Origin of the sequence: Paenisporosarcina macmurdoensis, assembly GCF_042658845.1 — a bacterium.
GTDB classification, from domain to species: domain Bacteria; phylum Bacillota; class Bacilli; order Bacillales_A; family Planococcaceae; genus Paenisporosarcina; species Paenisporosarcina macmurdoensis.
In genome coordinates, this window is record NZ_JBHSRI010000018.1 from 330,921 (window position 1) to 349,953 (window position 19,033).

The 19,033-nt window shown below is 40.6% G+C and carries 21 protein-coding genes; 4 read left to right on the forward strand and 17 right to left on the reverse strand.

Going from position 1 to position 19,033, the window contains the following annotated elements:
* Positions 1 to 207: 207 nt before the first annotated feature.
* Positions 208 to 1,002, forward strand: a complete 795-nt coding sequence (locus ACFPYN_RS11425; protein ID WP_377734278.1) for a DUF2935 domain-containing protein — start codon at positions 208 to 210, stop codon at positions 1,000 to 1,002.
* 81 nt (positions 1,003 to 1,083) lie between these two features.
* Here the strand turns inward: ACFPYN_RS11425 and ACFPYN_RS11430 are convergent, their stop codons facing one another.
* The 4 genes from ACFPYN_RS11430 to ACFPYN_RS11445 form a co-directional block, all read right to left on the reverse strand.
* Positions 1,084 to 2,022, reverse strand: a complete 939-nt coding sequence (locus ACFPYN_RS11430; protein WP_377734281.1) for a bifunctional helix-turn-helix transcriptional regulator/GNAT family N-acetyltransferase — start codon at positions 2,020 to 2,022, stop codon at positions 1,084 to 1,086.
* A 626-nt stretch (positions 2,023 to 2,648) separates the two neighbouring features.
* A complete protein-coding gene (locus ACFPYN_RS11435) occupies positions 2,649 to 4,562 on the reverse strand; it encodes a PTS fructose transporter subunit IIABC (protein ID WP_377734283.1) in 1,914 nt (637 codons plus the stop codon).
* Positions 4,559 to 5,491, reverse strand: a complete 933-nt coding sequence (pfkB, locus tag ACFPYN_RS11440; protein ID WP_377734285.1) for a 1-phosphofructokinase — start codon at positions 5,489 to 5,491, stop codon at positions 4,559 to 4,561. The genes ACFPYN_RS11435 and pfkB overlap by 4 nt, the downstream gene beginning before the upstream one ends.
* Positions 5,488 to 6,240, reverse strand: a complete 753-nt coding sequence (locus ACFPYN_RS11445; RefSeq protein ID WP_377734288.1) for a DeoR/GlpR family DNA-binding transcription regulator — start codon at positions 6,238 to 6,240, stop codon at positions 5,488 to 5,490. The genes pfkB and ACFPYN_RS11445 overlap by 4 nt, the downstream gene beginning before the upstream one ends.
* A gap of 144 nt (positions 6,241 to 6,384) precedes the next feature.
* On the opposite strand from ACFPYN_RS11445, the gene ACFPYN_RS11450 reads away from it, so the two are divergent.
* Positions 6,385 to 6,651 (forward strand): phosphocarrier protein HPr, encoded by a 267-nt coding sequence (locus ACFPYN_RS11450; protein WP_377734290.1) that lies wholly within the window; start codon positions 6,385 to 6,387, stop codon positions 6,649 to 6,651.
* Entirely contained in the window at positions 6,651 to 8,369 is a 1,719-nt protein-coding gene (ptsP, locus tag ACFPYN_RS11455; protein WP_377734293.1) for a phosphoenolpyruvate--protein phosphotransferase, read from the forward strand. The genes ACFPYN_RS11450 and ptsP overlap by 1 nt, the downstream gene beginning before the upstream one ends.
* Positions 8,370 to 8,464: 95 nt before the next feature.
* Here ptsP and moaA read toward each other — a convergent pair whose 3' ends face one another.
* The 6 genes from moaA to ACFPYN_RS11485 are packed head-to-tail and all read right to left on the reverse strand — an operon-like array spanning position 8,465 to position 12,470.
* A complete protein-coding gene (gene moaA, locus ACFPYN_RS11460) occupies positions 8,465 to 9,481 on the reverse strand; it encodes a GTP 3',8-cyclase MoaA (RefSeq protein WP_377734295.1) in 1,017 nt (338 codons plus the stop codon).
* 21 nt (positions 9,482 to 9,502) lie between these two features.
* Complete coding sequence (mobA, locus tag ACFPYN_RS11465; RefSeq protein ID WP_377734296.1) at positions 9,503 to 10,060, reverse strand: molybdenum cofactor guanylyltransferase; 558 nt, start codon at positions 10,058 to 10,060, stop codon at positions 9,503 to 9,505.
* Complete coding sequence (locus ACFPYN_RS11470; protein ID WP_377734297.1) at positions 10,060 to 10,293, reverse strand: MoaD/ThiS family protein; 234 nt, start codon at positions 10,291 to 10,293, stop codon at positions 10,060 to 10,062. Before ACFPYN_RS11470 ends, mobA begins: the two co-directional genes overlap by 1 nt.
* The gene (locus ACFPYN_RS11475) at positions 10,290 to 10,730 is read right to left on the reverse strand and encodes a molybdenum cofactor biosynthesis protein MoaE (RefSeq protein ID WP_377734298.1); all 441 of its coding nucleotides are present in this window, start codon (positions 10,728 to 10,730) and stop codon (positions 10,290 to 10,292) included. The genes ACFPYN_RS11470 and ACFPYN_RS11475 overlap by 4 nt, the downstream gene beginning before the upstream one ends.
* On the reverse strand, positions 10,717 to 11,238 hold the full coding sequence (gene mobB, locus ACFPYN_RS11480; RefSeq protein WP_377734299.1) for a molybdopterin-guanine dinucleotide biosynthesis protein B: 522 nt from the start codon (positions 11,236 to 11,238) through the stop codon (positions 10,717 to 10,719). Before mobB ends, ACFPYN_RS11475 begins: the two co-directional genes overlap by 14 nt.
* Positions 11,226 to 12,470: a molybdopterin molybdotransferase MoeA gene (locus ACFPYN_RS11485; protein WP_377734301.1), complete on the reverse strand. Its 1,245-nt coding sequence runs from the start codon at positions 12,468 to 12,470 to the stop codon at positions 11,226 to 11,228. The genes mobB and ACFPYN_RS11485 overlap by 13 nt, the downstream gene beginning before the upstream one ends.
* A 64-nt stretch (positions 12,471 to 12,534) precedes the next feature.
* Here ACFPYN_RS11485 and moaC point away from each other — a divergent pair, with 64 nt between their 5' ends.
* Positions 12,535 to 13,023 (forward strand): cyclic pyranopterin monophosphate synthase MoaC, encoded by a 489-nt coding sequence (moaC, locus tag ACFPYN_RS11490; RefSeq protein ID WP_377734303.1) that lies wholly within the window; start codon positions 12,535 to 12,537, stop codon positions 13,021 to 13,023.
* Here the strand turns inward: moaC and ACFPYN_RS11495 are convergent.
* From ACFPYN_RS11495 to ACFPYN_RS11525, 7 genes are all read right to left on the reverse strand, one after another.
* On the reverse strand, positions 13,008 to 13,523 hold the full coding sequence (locus ACFPYN_RS11495; RefSeq protein WP_377734304.1) for a MogA/MoaB family molybdenum cofactor biosynthesis protein: 516 nt from the start codon (positions 13,521 to 13,523) through the stop codon (positions 13,008 to 13,010). The genes moaC and ACFPYN_RS11495 overlap by 16 nt on opposite strands.
* Positions 13,524 to 13,544: 21 nt before the next feature.
* Positions 13,545 to 14,564: a ThiF family adenylyltransferase gene (locus tag ACFPYN_RS11500; RefSeq protein ID WP_377734306.1), complete on the reverse strand. Its 1,020-nt coding sequence runs from the start codon at positions 14,562 to 14,564 to the stop codon at positions 13,545 to 13,547.
* A gap of 15 nt (positions 14,565 to 14,579) precedes the next feature.
* Positions 14,580 to 16,109: a nitrate/nitrite transporter gene (locus ACFPYN_RS11505; protein ID WP_377734308.1), complete on the reverse strand. Its 1,530-nt coding sequence runs from the start codon at positions 16,107 to 16,109 to the stop codon at positions 14,580 to 14,582.
* Positions 16,110 to 16,278: 169 nt separating this feature from the next.
* On the reverse strand, positions 16,279 to 16,806 hold the full coding sequence (locus ACFPYN_RS11510) for a hemerythrin domain-containing protein (RefSeq protein WP_377734309.1): 528 nt from the start codon (positions 16,804 to 16,806) through the stop codon (positions 16,279 to 16,281).
* Between the two features lie 24 nt (positions 16,807 to 16,830).
* On the reverse strand, positions 16,831 to 17,478 hold the full coding sequence (locus ACFPYN_RS11515) for a response regulator (protein WP_377734311.1): 648 nt from the start codon (positions 17,476 to 17,478) through the stop codon (positions 16,831 to 16,833).
* 6 nt (positions 17,479 to 17,484) lie between these two features.
* On the reverse strand, positions 17,485 to 18,549 hold the full coding sequence (locus ACFPYN_RS11520; protein WP_377734580.1) for a sensor histidine kinase: 1,065 nt from the start codon (positions 18,547 to 18,549) through the stop codon (positions 17,485 to 17,487).
* 10 nt (positions 18,550 to 18,559) lie between these two features.
* Positions 18,560 to 19,006, reverse strand: a complete 447-nt coding sequence (locus tag ACFPYN_RS11525; RefSeq protein ID WP_377734313.1) for a GAF domain-containing protein — start codon at positions 19,004 to 19,006, stop codon at positions 18,560 to 18,562.
* Between the last annotated feature and the right edge of the window lie 27 nt (positions 19,007 to 19,033).

The following is a 19,033-nucleotide window of genomic DNA, read 5'->3' on the forward strand; positions in this document are numbered from 1 at the left end:
AATAATATTATATTTATAATACAAACATATGTTCTTTTTGTCCGGTAATTACCATGGACTAAAAAGTAGTTTTTTCCTTAGATAAGCTTAAATAGACTGATTCCAATAATTCCAGTAACTACTCCCTTCATCAAAAATTGTTACTAAAAGACATTTTCTTATTAAATTACACATAGTATGGACTGTGATGAAAATAGGAGGCGAATTATGGCTAATGAGTTTATTGTACGATCATTGGATGAAATTCGATTTTGGGCGAGAATAATGAAGGAGCATGCACTCTTTTTAAGCCTGGGCTTTACTTATAATGAACAAAAGCTAATTGATGAAGCACAAGCTTTTATTGTCGTATTCGAAAGAATTGAGGAACAATTAAACGGTTTTACAATTCACTCTGATCCTAAGCAAGTTAAAGCTTTTAATGTTCAAGTTTACCAGGCAGTGGCCAATATATGGGCTTATAAAAGAAAGGTATTAGGACTCATATTACGCTGCGAGATTCGTTCAAATAATTACGCATTACTGGTCGATCATACGAGTAGAGAAGCTGCTTATTTTGCCAATCGATTACAAGAACTAAACGAAGGGAAATTACAACCTTTACCAGAAGCAATTATAAAAGAGAATGTCTTTTTCTTAAAAATAATGGCTGATCATGCTAAGTTTATTGGACATTTGTTAGATCCTAGTGAACGGAAATTAGTTGATCAAGCACGAGATTTCAGTCACGATTTTGATCAACTTCTATTCCAGGCTGTCGATTTAGATAGTATGAGACCTGAGTCAGAGACACCTGGTCTGTTAGATCAATTCCTTGATCAAAACAGAGTATCCGTGGTTTCCTTAAGAGACTTTAAGAAGACGGCAAGAGATTTAATCGAAGAATGTCGTATTAAAAGTAACATCCACCCACTCTTGGCTGATCATGTTTTTAGAGAAGCAGAACGATTTATTGAAATCATTGATATTTTTGAAGAAAGCCTAACGTCAAACAAAAAATAACCCACAGCATTGTAAAACAAAGGAGAGGCTACATACCTCTCCTTTGTTTTTATATTCTTTAATCAAATAACTAATTATTCTTTAATCAAATGATTTAACTTTGGAAAGGTCTAAATCCCATCGTTCTTCAATTAACTTAGTTCCAGTCCATTCATCATTTGATTTTTCTTCAGTTAATGTGAAATTGTATTTTTTGTATAGATATCGCGCCGTTTCTAAAATACTCACTGTCCATAAGAACACATGTTGATAGCCTTGATTGTGACAGAAATTAATTGCGGTTTCCATTAGCTTCTTCCCTATACCAAGACCCTGGTAATTCTCATCCAGTACAAACCATCTAAGCTGAGCTACCGTATCATTCGATTTAGTAATGGCAATCGAACCAACTATTTTCCCATTGACCTCTACAACCCACAGTTCTCCCCCATCGTTATTAATCATAAATTCTGCTAAGCCTTTCATAACGTAATATTCGAACTTAGGGCCAAACTTATATGTTTTATCGTATAAAATTCCATGAAGGTGAGCTACATACCCTACGTCCCCTGCTCTAAAGGAGCGAATAGAGACATTTGACTGGGCAGGATTTTCGTTAGAAAATATAGATTCAATGTTTTCCATAGATGTGATCAGATTGGACAACTCAGGTTGAGAAATGGATTCAATCATTTTCTCTACTCCTTGATTTGCATTTTCAACTAAGCCGTTATAGATTTCTTCACCATTGTTTGTTAGATAGAGTGAATACTGACGTTGGTCATTTGATGAACGTTTTTTAGCTATAATATTGTCATCCTCAAACTTTTGAAGAATCCTGCTCATATAACCACGGTCAATCCCTAGTTTTTCTCTAACTTCCGTCGCAGTAGTTCCCTTTGTAAAATGAAGTTCAGTTATAACGCGTGCTTCCGTAAGAGGAAATGGTTGATTATAAATATCTTGATCGATTTTCCCTAAGACATTTGCATAATCTCTATTAAATTTCCTTATTTTTTCTATATATTGAATCCTCTCCACTACATACACTCCTTAATATTCTGAATATTATTTCTATCAACAGTATATTTAATATAGTTGACTTAGTCAACTATATTCTGAGTTTATTCGTCGTGAAGAACGTCCTCATGATTTTTTGGTCAAAAAACAAAAGTAGATTTTTCTTTTTTATCGATACATCAATTAATTTGAAAGTGATTTTCAATATGTTATAATAATAGTAATTAAAGCGTAAACTAAAAAAGATCGCTGGTGCGCTAACACCAACGATCGACGTAATAGCAGGTTCCCATCAAGGGGATTGGCTACTAAATGGTAGGAATGACCCATCTGAGCGGCTAACTCAAGGATGGGTTATTTTTTATGGTTAAATGACAGGATTGACACGATTAATGCTGCGAACGTTACTGCAAACATCAATGCTTCGAATACTGACATGGCACCACCCCCTTTCGAACGGGAGTGAACCAACCACCCTTGAGTTACCTATTCTATTACTACTTCATTATACCTTTTTCAACCTATCAGCACATGGTTAAAATGGTATATATGCATGCTTTATGCCATATTTACCAAAAGGCGATGTTAAAAAATCAAAAAGCCATCTCTACCTCATTTCGAGTGGTTGAGATGGCTTTTCTATTATATTATGCGATTTTCTTTTTCAGTAATCCAGCCATTAAAGCTGTCACAATCGAACCTGCAATTATTGCTACAGCATACAACATAACTTTTGCGATACCACCGTCAACAAGTCCCATGACGAATACTCCACCGTGAGGGGCACGAAGACCAATATCGAATAACATGACAAGTCCACCAGCTAAAGCTGCTCCAGTTACTGCTGAAGGAATGACACGTGCAGGGTCTGCTGCTGCGAATGGAATAACGCCTTCTGTGATAAAGCATGCCCCAAGGACATAAGCAGTTTTCCCAGCTTCTCTTTCTGGCTTAGTGAAACGGTTTTTGAACAATGTCGTCGCTAATGCCATTCCAAGTGGCGGCACCATACCGGCAGCCATAACTGTCGCGATATACGTAAAGTTTTCTGCATCGAGCATCGCAATGCCGAATGTGTAAGCAGCTTTATTGATGGGTCCACCCATATCGATAGCCATCATTCCACCTAAAATCAACCCTACAAGTACTGCGTTTGTGCCACCAAGTCCCTCTAAGAAAGAAGAGATTCCTGTATACACTTTGGTTAACTGCGGATTCACAAGCATCATGATAATCCCGGTAATCGCAATACTAAATAGCGGGAAGAATAATACGGGTTTCAATCCTTCAAGAGCTTCTGGTAATTTCGAGAACATTTTCTTAACAAACAGCGTGACGTAACCTGCAAGGAAACCAGCGATAATACCACCTAGGAAACCAGATCCTCCGCTAGCCCCTTCTACACCTGTTACGGTTATTGCGATTAATCCACCAATCATACCTGGTGCAAAACCTGGTCGATCCGCGATACTGCTAGCAATAAACCCAGCTAATACTGGAACCATAAGGAAGAATGCTTTCGCACCGCCGATTGTGCCTAGCATCGCCGCAAATGCATTGTATTCTGGACTGTCGGGGTCACCCGAATTAATCCCCCAGAAGAATGAAATAGCGATTAATATCCCACCACCGACGACAAATGGCAACATGTTAGAAACACCATTCATTAAGTGTTTATAGAAACCATTACTTGATTCTGTTTTTGTCGCTTCTTCTTTTGAAGAGTCATGATGATAAATTGGTGCGTCATTGGTAATTGCACGATTTAGTAAACTATCAGTCTCGTAGATTGCTTTACCAACTTTTACCTGAATGACAGGTTTTCCATTGAAGCGAGACATTTCTACTTTTGTGTCAGCAGCAACAATGATGGCATCTGCTTCTGCGATATCTGCGTCAGTCAATCGATTCTTCACGCCACTTGAGCCATTTGTTTCTACTTTGAGTGAAATGCCCAATTCTTTTGCTCGTTCTTTTAGCTTTTCAGCAGCCATGTACGTATGCGCAATCCCTGTTGGACAAGCCGTTACTGCTAGAATTTTCTTAGATGAACTTACAGCATCAGGTGTTTGTTGTGCATGTAAGTCTTCTGAAGGTCCATCCACTTCCGTTTCCTTATCAGTTACAGCTCTCAATACTTCTTCAATAGACGTTGCTGCAAGTATTTTCTGTCTGAAATTCGAATCCATCAAGAAAGTAGCTAATCTTGAAAGAGCATCTAAATGATCATTATTTGCGCCTTCACTGGCTGCAATCATGAAGAATAGATGCGCTGGTTGACCATCAAGTGATTCATAGTCAAGTCCAGCAAGAGATCTCCCAAACGCGATGGCAGGTGCTTTTACAGCTGCTGATTTCGCATGAGGAATCGCAATTCCATCCCCAATACCAGTAGTACTCTGAGCTTCACGTGCTAATATGTCTCTAGTAAACGCTTTTTTATCTTTCAGCTTGCCTGCTTGGTCGAGCTTGTCAATTAACTCGGTCAACACATCTTGTTTGGAAGCTGCTTGTAGATCCAAAATAATCGTATTTTCTGTCAGTAATTGTGTAATTTTCATCCTGTCACATCCTGTTCATGGAATGGGTTTAGTTGTACTTGATCTAACAGTGCTTCAACATCACTTTTTTCACATAAATCTGAGCGGAAAGCGGTGGCACTTCCACTGGCTACACCATATCGGAATGCCTTTTGTGCATCTTTTTCTTTTGTATAGGATGCGATAAATCCTGAGATGACTGAATCTCCAGAACCCACCGTGTTTACAACTTTTCCTTTCGGTGCTTCTGCGGAAACACCAAGGTCTTTTGTGACAAGAAGTGCACCTTCTTCTCCCATAGAGACGATCACGTGTTGAACACCTTGATTAACTAGTCTCTTGGCATAGTGATAGGCTTCCTGTTTATTCGCAATGATCGTATCAAATAATTCACCAAGCTCATGTTCATTTGGTTTTATTAAAAAAGGTTGTGTAAGTACTAGCTCTTTAAGGGCAGGTCCAGATGTATCTAAAACAAAATGGATATCTTGGTTCGTGCAAATCGATGCGATTTCCAAAAAGAACGATTGCGGAATGGACTCTGGTGAACTTCCAGCGAGGACAAACCAATCACCTTTTTGCAGTGTTTTGATTTTTTCCATTAAAACGGATTGTTGCTCGGTATTTATCACTGGACCTGGACCATTCAATTCTGTTTCTTCTTGGGCTTTAATCTTCACATTGATTCTTGTAATCTCTTTAGTTTGTATGAAGTCAGTTTCAATACCTTCCTTCTCTAGAAACTGTTCAATATAGTTTCCTGTAAAGCCACCAGCAAATCCGAGTGCAACGCTATCGACGTCTAAACGTTTTAACACACGCGATACATTAATCCCTTTACCTCCTGGATAGTAAAATACTTCATCTGAACGATTGAGTGTAGCTGTTTGAAAATCTGGTAAATAGGTGGTGTAGTCGATTGATGGTGTAATGGTGCATGTATAGATCATGTTTTCTCCACCTTTACAGTAGTTTTTTCCAGTAATGATTTAATAGCTTTCTGTGGAAGGATATCAACAAGTAAAACGGCCTCTTCTAAATCTAGAATTTTAGTGAAGCTTACTTTTTCATGTTTCGTGTGATCTGCAACCACATACGTTTTTTTAGCAAGTGAACTAGCTAGTTTCTTAATAGAAGCCTCTTCAGGGTCTGGTGTCGTATAGCCATAGTTCTCATGAAAACCATTTACACCAAGAAAGCATTTATCAAATCGATAGCTTTGTAATGCTTGAATGGTTTGAGAGCCAACAAGCGCTGCCGTTCTGGACTTGATTAAGCCACCAGTCAAATACGTTGTAATTCCATATTCATTCAATGTATCAATATGCGTAAGGCCATTCGTAACAACGACAATGTCTTTATCTTTTAAATGGGGAATCATTTGAAATGTAGTGCTACCAGCATCAAGAAAAATGCAATCGCCTTCTTTAATGAAAGAAGCTGCAAACTTAGCTAAGCGTTTCTTTTCTTGAAGGTTTTTGGTAGACTTATCTACGATGCTTGGCTCCAATGAATTTCTGTCTGATAATGTAGCTCCGCCGAAGACTCGTTCTAACTTATGTTGATTTTCAAGCTCCGTCAGATCTCTTCTTATCGTTGATTCTGAAGCACCAGTAGCGTCCACAATATCTTGCATTTTAACTGTTTGTTTCTCAACTAATAAGTCTAAAATTATGTCATGTCGTTCATTTGTTAACACATCGACACCTTCTTTATTGTTATTAAAATAGATATTACTTGAAATCGCTTTCAAAATCAATCATAATCAATCAAGAACAGTCATAATCATTCAGAAACAACATGCTTGTCATGTCTGAACCATAAAATTAGAGGAGGAATTTCAATGATTGAAAAACAATATAACATCACATCTTCAGAAGGTATTCATGCGCGTCCAGCAGCAGTTTTGGTAGGGGCTCTTGCTCCATTTAAATCGGATATTACACTTGAGTGGAATGACAAAAAAGTGAATTTAAAATCGATATTAGGTGTCATGTCTCTTGGCGTTTCATCTGGTGCTAGCATCACTATAGCGGCTAACGGAGAAGATGAAGAACAAGCAATGGCGAAAGTAGCAGAAATCATGGAAACACAAGGAATTGGCAACTGATGATTCAAAAATTATCCGGAATTGCAGCGTCAAATGGAATTGCCATTGCCAAAGCTTTTAGACTTGAAAATCCGGAACTAATTGTTGAAAAAACGACTATTTCAAATACTGAGGCTGAGCTGACTCGCTTTGAAGCAGCTCTTACCCAGTCGAAATCTGAACTTGAAACAATTAAAGCTCATACGGCTCAGCAAATGAATGATGAAGAAGCCGCTATTTTCAGTGCTCATCTTCTTGTGTTGAGTGATCCAGAATTACTCGGACCCATCACTGAAAAAATCAAGTCGGAAAATGTGAATGCTGAGTTTGCCTTACAAGAGACTGCTAATATGTTCATCGGATTATTTGAATCGATGGACAATGAGTATATGAAGGAACGTGCAGCGGACATCCGTGACGTGACGAAACGTGTATTAGCACATCTATTAGGTGTGTCCATTCAAAGTCCTAGCATGATTACAGACGAAGTAATTATCATTGCAGAAGATTTGACTCCTTCCGATACCGTTCAGCTGAATCCGCAATTTGTTAAAGGATTTATTACAGATATCGGTGGTCGCACATCACATTCAGCAATTTTAGCGCGGACACTTGAAATTCCAGCGGTTGTTGGAGCACAGACGGTGATGTCTTCCATTCAAAATGACATGATTGTCATTGTGGACGGACTGGACGGCGACATTATCGTCAATCCAGATGCGGAAACAATTGCTCATTATGAGGACAAAAAAGCAAGCTACGAACTACAAAAGTCCGAATGGGCAACGCTGAAAAACGAAGCTACTGTCACTTCTGACGGTCATCATGTGGAACTAGGTGCCAATATTGGCACTCCTAAAGATGTCGTGGGTGTTCTTGAACACGGTGGTGAAGCAATTGGTTTATACCGTACTGAATTTCTTTATATGGGACGCAATCAGTTCCCAACTGAAGAGGAGCAATTTGAGGCTTATTCATCCGTTCTTAAACAAATGGATGGCAAACCGACAGTTGTTCGCACACTTGATATTGGTGGCGACAAAGAACTTTCCTATTTGCAATTACCGAAAGAACTGAATCCATTTTTAGGTTTACGTGCTATTCGTCTTTGTTTAGAAATGGAAGATATGTTCAGAACGCAACTTCGTGCATTGCTTCGTGCTAGTGTCCATGGTAATTTGAAGATTATGTTCCCGATGATTGCAACACTTGAAGAATTCAGACAAGCAAAAACGCTTTTCCTTGAAGAAAAAACAAAGCTTGAAAATGAACAAATTGAAGTGAGTAACTCGATTGAAGTCGGAATCATGGTTGAAATTCCTTCAACAGCAGTCATGGCAGATGTGTTTGCTAAAGAAGTAGACTTCTTCTCGATTGGTACGAACGATTTGATTCAATATACAATGGCTGCAGATCGCATGAATGAACGAGTTTCTTACCTTTACCAACCGTTTAACCCTGCTATCCTTCGCCTCGTGAAAAACGTTATTGACGCTTCACATAAGGAAGGGAAATGGACAGGTATGTGTGGTGAAATGGCTGGAGATGAACTAGCTATCCCTATCCTTCTAGGACTCGGACTAGATGAGTTTTCAATGAGCGCGTCATCTATCTTGAAAGCCCGCTCGCAAATTAGAAAACTGTCTAAATCAGAAATGGAAAGTCATATTGATACTATTCTCTCTTTATCTACTTCAGATGAAGTGGAGTCGTATGTTAGAGCTTTAACAACAAAATAATGTACCAGACAAAAAGGCATGTAGATTCAATTGAATCTACATGCCTTTTTTTAGATATATAGAAGTCTTGTGATTTTTTCTCACAACACCAACAATTAGCCACCGATATAGGACATGCCAATTTTCTTGCGACTTCTTGAAGTTTGTTCAGTACGCTCATCTGAATAGCGATCAGTACGTTTCAGCCATACGTTGCTGATTGCAGCTAAAACCTCTTCATCGTCCAAGTCGCTTCGGAGCAGTTTTCTGAGATCAAAACCCTCAGTCGCAAACAAGCATGTATAGAACTTTCCATCTGACGACAAACGTGCACGAGTGCAAGAAGAACAGAAAGATTCCGATACTGACGTGATAAAGCCAACATATGAATTGCTATCTTTGTAGCGGTACCGCTTGGCAACTTCTCCGAAATAATCCTTGTCTATCGGTTCTAGGTCGTAAACGGATAGAAGATGTTCATGAATCTCCTTTTTAGTAACGACTTTTTTAAAACTCCAACCATTATCGTTACCAACATCCATGAATTCGATGAAACGAAGCGTAATCCCTCGTTCTTTAAAGTAAGCAGCCATCGGTAGAATTTCACAATCGTTGACACCTTTTTGGACGACCATGTTCACTTTGATTTCAAACCCTACTTCAATTGCATGATCAATCTGTTTTAAAATATGCAATGGGCTGACTCCACGTCCGTTCAGTTTGCCGAACAACTCAGCATCGAGAGCATCCAAGCTGATATTTAATCTCCGTAAGCCGGCATCATATAGAGGTTGTGCCTGTTGGCCAAGCAAAAGACCATTTGTTGTCAGCCCAATATCCTCCACCCCATCAACTGATAAGATTTTCTTCACAAGTTCTGGAAGACCGCGTCGCATGAGTGGCTCTCCACCGGTTAACCGGATTTTCTTGACTCCTAGTGAAACAAATAGCTTTGTCAGCCGATGAATCTCCTCAAATGACAGCAAGTCTTGTTTTGGCAAAAATGCATAATCATCTCCAAAAACCTCTTTTGGCATACAATACGAACAGCGGAAATTGCACTTGTCCGTTACTGAAATTCGTAAATCACGAATGGGTCTTCTAAGCTGGTCTTGTAGCGGATAGTCAGTCATGTACATCACCCTCCCTTCCTACTAATCATCTGTGTTAATGTTACGGAAAATAGTTTTATCAACATGGATTAGCCTCGAATCCACCCATTTGGTCTCTACTTGATCCAAAAACTTCATCACACTTAGTTGTTTATTTAATACTTCTTGAATCAAGTCTTTTTTCACACGATGATTCCAAATGCTGAACAAAGGAAGGTGTTCTTCGCTTGTTCTTACAGCGGTCACATCATGTGTACCTTCAGCCAATTGGATAAGTGCAGCAGTTTCTTTTTGTCCGATAAACGGCATATCACATGGCAACACGAGATATTGATCGGCAGGACGCTCGGTCATTGCTGTATAAATACCTACGAGTGGACCGAGTCCTGATAATGAAGGAAGATCAATAATCACATCTAATTCCTCGGGGAAACGGGGAATTAATTCTTCCCTTGTAACGATGACAACATGATCACAGGCAGCGTCAAGTGCACGCCACACTTGTTCGTAAAAGAACCTGTCATTTATTTTGGCAAAAGCTTTTGGCGAACCAAAGCGCCTTGACATCCCCCCGGCGAGCAAGATTCCGATTGTCTCCATTAGCCGCCACTTACAGGTGGAATAAATGCAACCGTGTCGCCACTTTCGATGACGTCTGTAGGCAGTGCATATTCTTCGTTTACCGCAATTCGCGCAGAGCTATTTCGGATACCCGGGTATTTTTCATCAGCCCATTTCCACAAGTCCTCCACCGTTTGATTGGAGAAATTGACGCTTTCTTTTGGAATTCCTGTCAGTACTCGAATTCCAGCAAAATAATGCAATTCAATCATACGACTTCCTCCTTAGGCTTTTTCTTCTGGTCACCTATCCATTCTTCGCCGTCTTCCCAAATTTCCTTTTTCCATATCGGCACAATTTCCTTAATGCGTTCGATAGCATATTCATTTGCTTCATATGCAGTTTTACGGTGTGGAGAAGAAACCGCGATGACAACAGCAATGTCACTGATCTGTAGCTCCCCGATTCGATGAGCAATCGCGACCCTTGTCCCTTCCCACTTGACTTCGATTTCTCTTCCTATTTCTGCTAGCTTTTTCTCAGCCATTGGTACATATGCCTCGTACGCAAGGTACATTGTCCGAACACCTTGCGTCCATTCACGAACATGACCGGTGAATAATGTTACTGCGCCAGCTTCCGGTCGCAGTACATAATCGGCGTACAGTTGCGGGTTAATTGGTTCGGTTACCACTTCAAATGCTTTCACTTGTTTCACCTGCCATCCATTTAGCAAACCACTTGTATATATCATCTAAACGACTTCGCTCTAAGGTATTAATTCCTTTTAGTTTCACGCCTTCATGGACGATGACCAGAACGATGTTGTCGAGTTCCTGCAATGTATCCCAATCTTGTTGTGATCGAACAAGTACAACCTTATCAAACGCAGCTTTTTTAAAGCCTTCGATGAGTACGATGTCCGGTTTTGTTTGGCACGACAGTTCGATAAGGTCATCAAGATTACCTGTATTGCTTTGCATATGTATCTGTACAACGCCTTCGCCATATGCAAGGGAACTTTGTGCCCCATGATCAAAAAATTGCATGCTGTCCGTTTCTACAGGAGGTAAATCAAGTGAACCACCGTGACCATGATGTTTAATGGTAGAGATCGTTTTTCCATTGTTCTTCGCTAAGTCAAGAAACTCTGTGATTAACGTTGTTTTCCCACTGTTCTTAAAACCGACCACTTGTAACACTTTTACAGTAACCATTTCACAGTTCCTTCCTCTACACCAAGAAGTAGCACGTCGACTTTGTCGCCTACTGTGAAGCCTCTTGAGCCTCCTGGGAGGACAATGAGCGCATTGCCTCTAGCGATAGAAGATACAGCGTTTGACTTATTGAATCCTGCGGGTCTTATTGTAGCTCCATCATATACAGCCCGGATAAACCGGCTGAACGGATTTGCTTTTGTGAAATCCTCCGCAAGAACTGCTGTTGTTTGTGGTAAGTATATTTTATCGGCACCCATCATTTTCAGTAGAGCAGGTCGTACGAACAATTCGAATCCGGTAAAACAAGCTGAAGGATTGCCAGAAAGTCCGAAAAGATATCGCCCGTTTGCCACTGCTACTGTCGTCACACTTCCTGGACGCATTGCCACTTTATTAAATAGTACTTCCGCTCCCAAACGTTCATAAATGGCTGGAAGAAAGTCAAAATCTCCTACGGAAACACCGCCTGTTGTTATCAAACAGTCTGTTTCTTTCGCGGCACTTTTCACCATTTCTAAGCTTGCTTCAAGATTGTCTGCTGACAACCCAAACATTTTGCATGAGATGCCCATTCGTGCTAGTTGTGCTGCAATCATCGGACCGTTACTATTGCGTATTTTGCCTGGTGCAAGTGGTTCGCTGACATCCAGTAGTTCTGTTCCAGTTGATAGGATACCAACAATTGGTTGTTTTGCAACTTGCACCTTGTCATAACCAAACGTAGCAAGCAGTGCTACAGTTCCGGGATGAATCAAGCTTCCGACTTCGATAATTTCTTCCCCTTCCTTCACGTCCTCACCTTGTAAGGAAACATTTTCAAGTGCATCAAATGGCTTGCGAATGGTAAAGGAATCACTTGATTCTATGGTCTGCTCAAACATGACAATAGCATCTGCACCAGATGGAAGCGGCGCTCCTGTCATGATTCGAACTGCTTCATTTTGGGTTAGAATTTTATTTGACACGATCCCCGCTCCTATATGATCAACGACACTGAATTCGATACGCTTGTCACCTGTCGCACCAACAGAATCTACTGAACGAATGGCAAACCCATCATATGGGGAGCGATCAAAATGTGGTACATCATGTACCGCTATAATGGGTTGTGCAAGAATTCTTCCATAGCTTTCAAAAAGATTCACGGTTTCTTCTCCAAGCAGTTGTGCGTGCTGGATTACACGGTCAATTGCTTCTGCTACAGATATGGGTTTACGCTGTTCCATCATCGTCATCAACTCCTTAGTCAATCATGATATACTGAATTTATTCAATCCGGAAAGGATGATTCAGTTGTCTGAACTCACTCATTTTAACGAACAAGGTCGTGCGAAAATGGTAGATGTGTCTGAAAAATATGACACGGTCCGAACCGCACGAGCAAAAACATCTATTCTGTTAAACGAAGCTATTTACCATCAGATTAAAGATGGTAGCAATAAAAAAGGAGACGTCTTTGCTGTTGCACAAGTTGCTGGCATTATGTCTGCCAAAAATACGGCTCAAATCATTCCGATGTGTCATCCCCTAGCACTTAGCGGGGTCGATATTGAATTTGAGTGGAATGTCAATAAAGAAGCATCACATTACGAAGTGATTTTGTACGCGGTTGTAAAAACGAAAGGTCCAACTGGCGTGGAAATGGAAGCTCTCACTGCCGCCTCCGCTGCTGCCCTCACAATTTACGACATGTGCAAAGCGTCTGGTAAAGAAATGGTGATTGGTCCAACAATGTTACTTGAAAAAACAGGTGGAAAATCTGGCGATTACATCCGAAGCTGACGATGCTTCGTTAGCTCAAATACAATATGCCGGATTTCCGGTAAAATGAGTCTCTCCATTGCAAGCTTCACTGCCCCGCGGGAACCTGGTAGGACAAAAACAGCTTTATTCGATGCAACTCCTGCCCCTGCGCGGCTAAGAAGTGCCTTTGTTCCGACATCTTCTGTAAAGCTTAAATAACGGAACATCTCGCCAAACCCAGCCATCTCTTTATCGAAAAACGACTGAACAGCTTCAAGAGTTACATCGCGTTTAGCAATCCCCGTTCCCCCCGTCGTAATAATTGCATCCACACTTTCATTTTTAAGCCACACGGATAAAATTTCACGAATACTTTCAGTGTCGTCTTTCCTCACTTCATATGCCACTACTTCTAGTTCGTAATCGAGAGCGAGTTGATGCACAAGTGCTCCACTTTGATCGGTGTGCTTCGTCCGTGTATCACTTACCGTTAAAACAGCGATTCGAATCTGCCTATCTAATTGAAATGATTGCGACATTTGGATAACTCCCTCTCGTATTTAACCGAATAACTGATGATACAGTTTCCGACCTTCCGAAACATTTCGGATACCATGGATGAGAAGACGACCGTTGCCGAACAGTATCATACGGTGATTGAAGATATGTAACTCGACAAAATAAGGTGTACGCTTCACAGGAACTTGCATGTGTCTGCCAATTGATTCTGCGTCGTCTAAGGTAATGGGACGTTGTGGATCAGGCAGTACTTGTACCGCATCTCGCCCACACAGAACAGCATATGTTTGTCTGATTGAAGAATCCAGTGACGGGAATGTTGGCTGAACGCCACATGTTTCACAGTGCTTGTTTTGAATGCGGGAAATACCGATATCCAACTGCGTATTTTCCCATAAGTTGAAATGATGCACTTTTTTCCGCATAGCTTCCTGGTTGCCGCTTAACCACTTAATTGCCTCCGCACATTGCAAGGCAGCTGTGATCTGTACAGCAGGCGAAATAATACCTGCTGTATCACACGTTTCATTGATAGCGGGAAGGACAGGAATTAAGCAACGAAAGCAAGCCGATTCACCTGGTATGAAAGGAAAGATAACTCCTGAGCTTCCAACGCACGCGCCGTAAATCCAGGGTACTCCATGTTTCACGGCGGCATCACTGATTAACAGTCGTGTTTCAAAGTTATCAGTTGCATCCATAATGAGTGTGCTAGCGGATGCAAGCTTTTCGATGAGTTGTGCATCTAGATTATCAAGATATGTGTATAACCGAACGTCACCACGTATCGCTTTCAATCGTTTTTCTGCAACAGTCACTTTTGGTAACATCTGCGCAGCGTCTTGTTCCGTGAACAGCTGCTGTCGTTGTAAATTCGATATCTCTACATAGTCACGGTCGACCAGATGAATCTCACCAACCCCAGCCCGGACTAATGTTTCAACGATGGAAGAGCCGAGTGCACCACAACCAATTACAGTGACCACAGTTTTCTCAATATTCATCTGCCCTTGAATTCCTATTGGTTTAAATAAAGTTTGTCTTGAATAGCGTTCATCCACTGAAAGTCTCTCCTTTCAATTAGCGGGCACTCGCTCAAATCCACCCTTCTTTTCAATTTCAGATGTGATGTCAGTGAAAGTTCCTACATAGCGGATGTTTTCGCCCGTATCATCTTTAACTGCGCTAATGTTCAACCATTGCAAGTACTCTTCTCCACTTTTCCTCTTATTCCAGATTTCCCCTTGCCACATTCCATGCTCTTGAATGTCTTTCCACATATCTTGGTAGAAATTTTTCGATTGTCGTTCAGACTTCATCATGCTAGGGTTTTGACCGATGACATCCTGTTCGTCAAAGCCGGTCAATTTTGTGAAAGCTGGATTGACCTTCTTGATTTTTCCATTAACATCTGTCACGAGAATCCCTTGACCGGTCGAATTGAACACTTCTGAAGACAGCACAAGACGGTCCTGAAAATACATCCAAACGACGAGTACAAGACTGGCTAAAGCCACTTGTGATAACAGCATAAAGCCAATTGAATACTGACCGGTGATGGAGTAGATTGCAGATAGCAACAGCGGTGGAAAGAAACCTCCGAGCCCTCCCATCATGGACACAATCCCATTGACAATTCCGGCCTGTTTGTTGAAATAAAATGGTACCAGTTTAAATATGACCCCGTTACCAATTCCTGCGCCTACCGCAATGGCTAAACTACCGACTGTGTATAGAGTAATAGACGGAGAGAATGCAAGAATAATGGCTGCAACTGTATAGACAAAGAACGCACCCATTAACAAGATGAGTGGCTGTAATTTATCCGCGAGCCAACCGCCTACTGGGCGAAGGAATGTGGCAACTGCAATAAATCCTGCAGTTCGCATCCCTGCATCCACTTTTTCCAAGCCGAAATTCGTTACAAGGAAGTTTGGTAGATAGATTGTGAAAGCAACAAATGAGCCAAAGGTAATAAAATAAAATAGCGAAAAAATCCATAGTTTTTCATTTTTGTAGACGCCTTTAATCTGCTCAAATATGGGTGTTTTGACTTTAACTTCATGTCTATCTCCAAAAAAGAAGTTTAATGCTGCAAAAATTAGCAAGAGGATTAAGTACAGTTTTACAGTTGCTGACCATCCGATTTGCGTAGCAACTAAAGGTGCTGAAAACGTTGTAATTGCTGTACCGATATTACCTACCCCGTATATCCCGTTGACCAGACCATGCTTTTCCTTAGGATAGTATTTAGGTAATGATGTTACTCCGACTGAGAACACTGCTCCCCCTATACCGAGGAACAAACCACCGATAATTAAATCTGTAACAGTGGAAGCCTCACTTATGTAAAATACCGGAAACAAAAGGAGGATAAAACTGACTAGAAAAATAACACGTGCCCCAAATACATTTGCATAATAGCCAAGCGGAATTCGTAAAATCGAGCCTAATACGACCGGAATTGCTGTCAAGATTGCCAATCTCTCTGGTGGAATAGTAATATCTTCACTGATAAATGGCATAAGAGAGGAAATGATTACCCAAACCATAAATCCCACAACTAAGTTCAACGTTTGAAGCGTCAACTGTACCTTCTTAATCATCCAACTCACCTTTTTCACGTAGTTTTCATTACAACTAGTTTCATATCGATTCCTTGTCTTTATTGTAGCTTCTGAAACTATTCTTTTTAATAAGGGAGTCCCCTCACGTTGAAAAGGGAATCCCTTAAAATAAAAAAAACCACTTCACAAGGAAGCAGCTGGAATGATCTTATGTGATAAGCGTATTCATTTTTACAAATAATTCATCGTGATCGACCGCTTTCATCAGCTTTTCGGCCATTGGGAATAGTACCGTTTCTTCTTTCACAAAGTGGACAGTTAGTACCTCAAATGCTTCACCTGCATTTGCAGCCACTGTTTTGATATCATCAAGTGAAAACAAATCGATATTGCCCCGAGTATGGTGGAAGAAATGGCCGATGTAGCCATCGATTTCTTGATGTTCTTCTTGAATTCCAACGAGTGGTCCTTGTTCAAAAACAATATAGCTACCAAGGGCAGGAAAGAAATGCTCTTCTTCTTTGTCTGTATGGTTCTTTAACGGTTCCACGAATTGAAATAAAAGTTGACGAAGTTGTTTCAATTTATCACGACCGACTTCAAGACTCATTCCATCCTGCTCAAACTCTATGACAATAGCATGCCATTCTTCCATTAGATACGATAAATACTTGTGCTCATTTTCGAGTAGCCGCATACCTGGCTCTGAAAACCGCAGTATTGCTTGTTCAGCCATGGGGAAATCCCTCCCTGTTGTCATTTAAAAGTTCAACAATTTTTTCTTCATTGCGTATTCAACCAATTCTGGCCGGCTCTTGAGGTTCAGTTTTGACATGATTTTCGCTTTATGCGCTTCTACGGTTTTAACAGAAATGAATAGTTTTTGTGCAATTTCCTTGTTGCCATAGCCTTTAGCAATTAGCGGCAAAACTTCAATTTCACGCTTCGACAGCAATTCAAATGGATCTGCCTGCTTGACTTTTTGGTCCTTGTTGACAAATTCACGGACGAGAGATGTCGCCATCTTCGGATGTATGTAAGTTCCACCCGTATAGATCGTTCGGATAGCGAGCAGTAATTCTTCATCAGGAGCATTTTTGAGCATATAACCAGAAGCTCCGTTTTTCAAAACATAAAACAAATACTCTTCATCATCGTGCATCGTCAGAATGAGGATTTTCGTTTGTGGAAAATCTTCTTTAATTTTGCCAGTGGCAATCAATCCACTTTCACCTGGTGGCATACTTAGATCTAGAATGAGAATGTCCGGTTGGTGTTTGGCTACCATGCGATATGCCTCAATACCATCTGCTGCCAACGCAACCACTTCCATGTCCGATTGGTAGTTGAGAATCATCGAAAACCCGCTCCGTACAATTGCGTGATCATCCGCTATGACAATTTTCATAATAGTTCATCCTTCCTTTGGGAAATCTCCCACAGGTACGTTCAAGAGTACCTTTGTTCCTTTGCCGATAACCGAAGATACTTCAAAGTCCCCAAAGACAATTTCTGAGCGTTCACGCATACCAAATAGTCCAAGACCTGTTCCAATCGGTTTATCTCCGTAGACAAAACCAATTCCTTCATCCTGTACAATCAGATGCAATGTATGTTCTTGTTCAAATAGGAACACTTGGACGACATCTACTTGTGCATATTTAATCGAGTTCAGGATAGCTTCCTGACATACTCTATAAATGATCGTTTCGATTTCACTACCGTAACGCTTTTTAGAGATATTTGAAGTAAATTCAACATTCAAGCCATAACTCTGTTGAATTCGTTTGAAATGGGAACGAAACGCTGCTTCTAAACCCAAATCATCAAGAGCTGCTGGCCGAAGTTCAACTGATAAGTTTCTAATATCATCTAGCAGTCTTGTCATTGTAGCTTCAGTCTGCTTCATTTTTTTTAAGACTTCCTCTTCGGAAGTCATGTACTTAATTACGCGAATATCTACTAAAGCACTCAGCAATTCTTGCGCCACGCCATCATGTAATTCGCGTGATATTCGTATGCGTTCATTTTCCTGAGCTTTAATAACGTCCTTCATCATAGTGTTTTGATACAATTTTTCTTGGGTTTTGAATTGCTTAGACAAGTTCCTGAGCATGAAAACTCGGATGCTATTTTCTGAATCAATCGTATGAAAAGTCGCTGCGTAAGGAACAACCCCGATGTTTTTTGTCTCCAAATATACTTGAAAAGAAGAAAAATCTTCCGGTTGAGAACTACTTAAATAACAATTGAGGCATGTATGAAGATCTTTCTCGCTCGTATAACCTCTGCAAGCCTGACAAATTGCTTTTTCGGCACCTTGTATGAGCTGTTTCAGCACTTCACCGTCCACAATCTTTTCTGCTGCAGGATTTAGGGCAAGTGCTGTCCCTTCCTTGTCAAAAAAGAATATGGCTTCTGTGCTATTTTCATACATGTTCATCATCATAGCACTCAACTGATCATTTTTTATGGGCATCAATCCAGCATTAGATCTTTCCATCCAAATCACCAATTCCATTCTCTGACATTTCAAGCAAGCGTGACATTAATTCCTCTGTCATCTGTTGACTTTCACGAAATCCTCCCAGTAGAACACCCGCAACACGCCCATCATGATATAAGGGTAAGGCAGCGATACTTGTTAGCTTTTCCATGATCAGAATCGGATAATTGAACAAATTCTCTTTGTCTACAAATTCAGAAATAGATGCCAGTAAAAATGGTTTCCCTGTCTTAAAAACAAGACCGGCAACCCCTCTGCCTGATTTAAGTACAAGTCGTTTGAAGCGATCGTTTAGATTCCCTGAAGCATATTGCCATTTCAGTACATATTGGTTTTCCGCAGTTTCAACAAGCGCTAACGCGATAATATCGCAACCAGTGGCGGCACGGATACGGTCAATTTCTGTTTGATAGTCCGCTTTGATCGTCATAATAATGTCTCCTATTAAAAAGAAAAG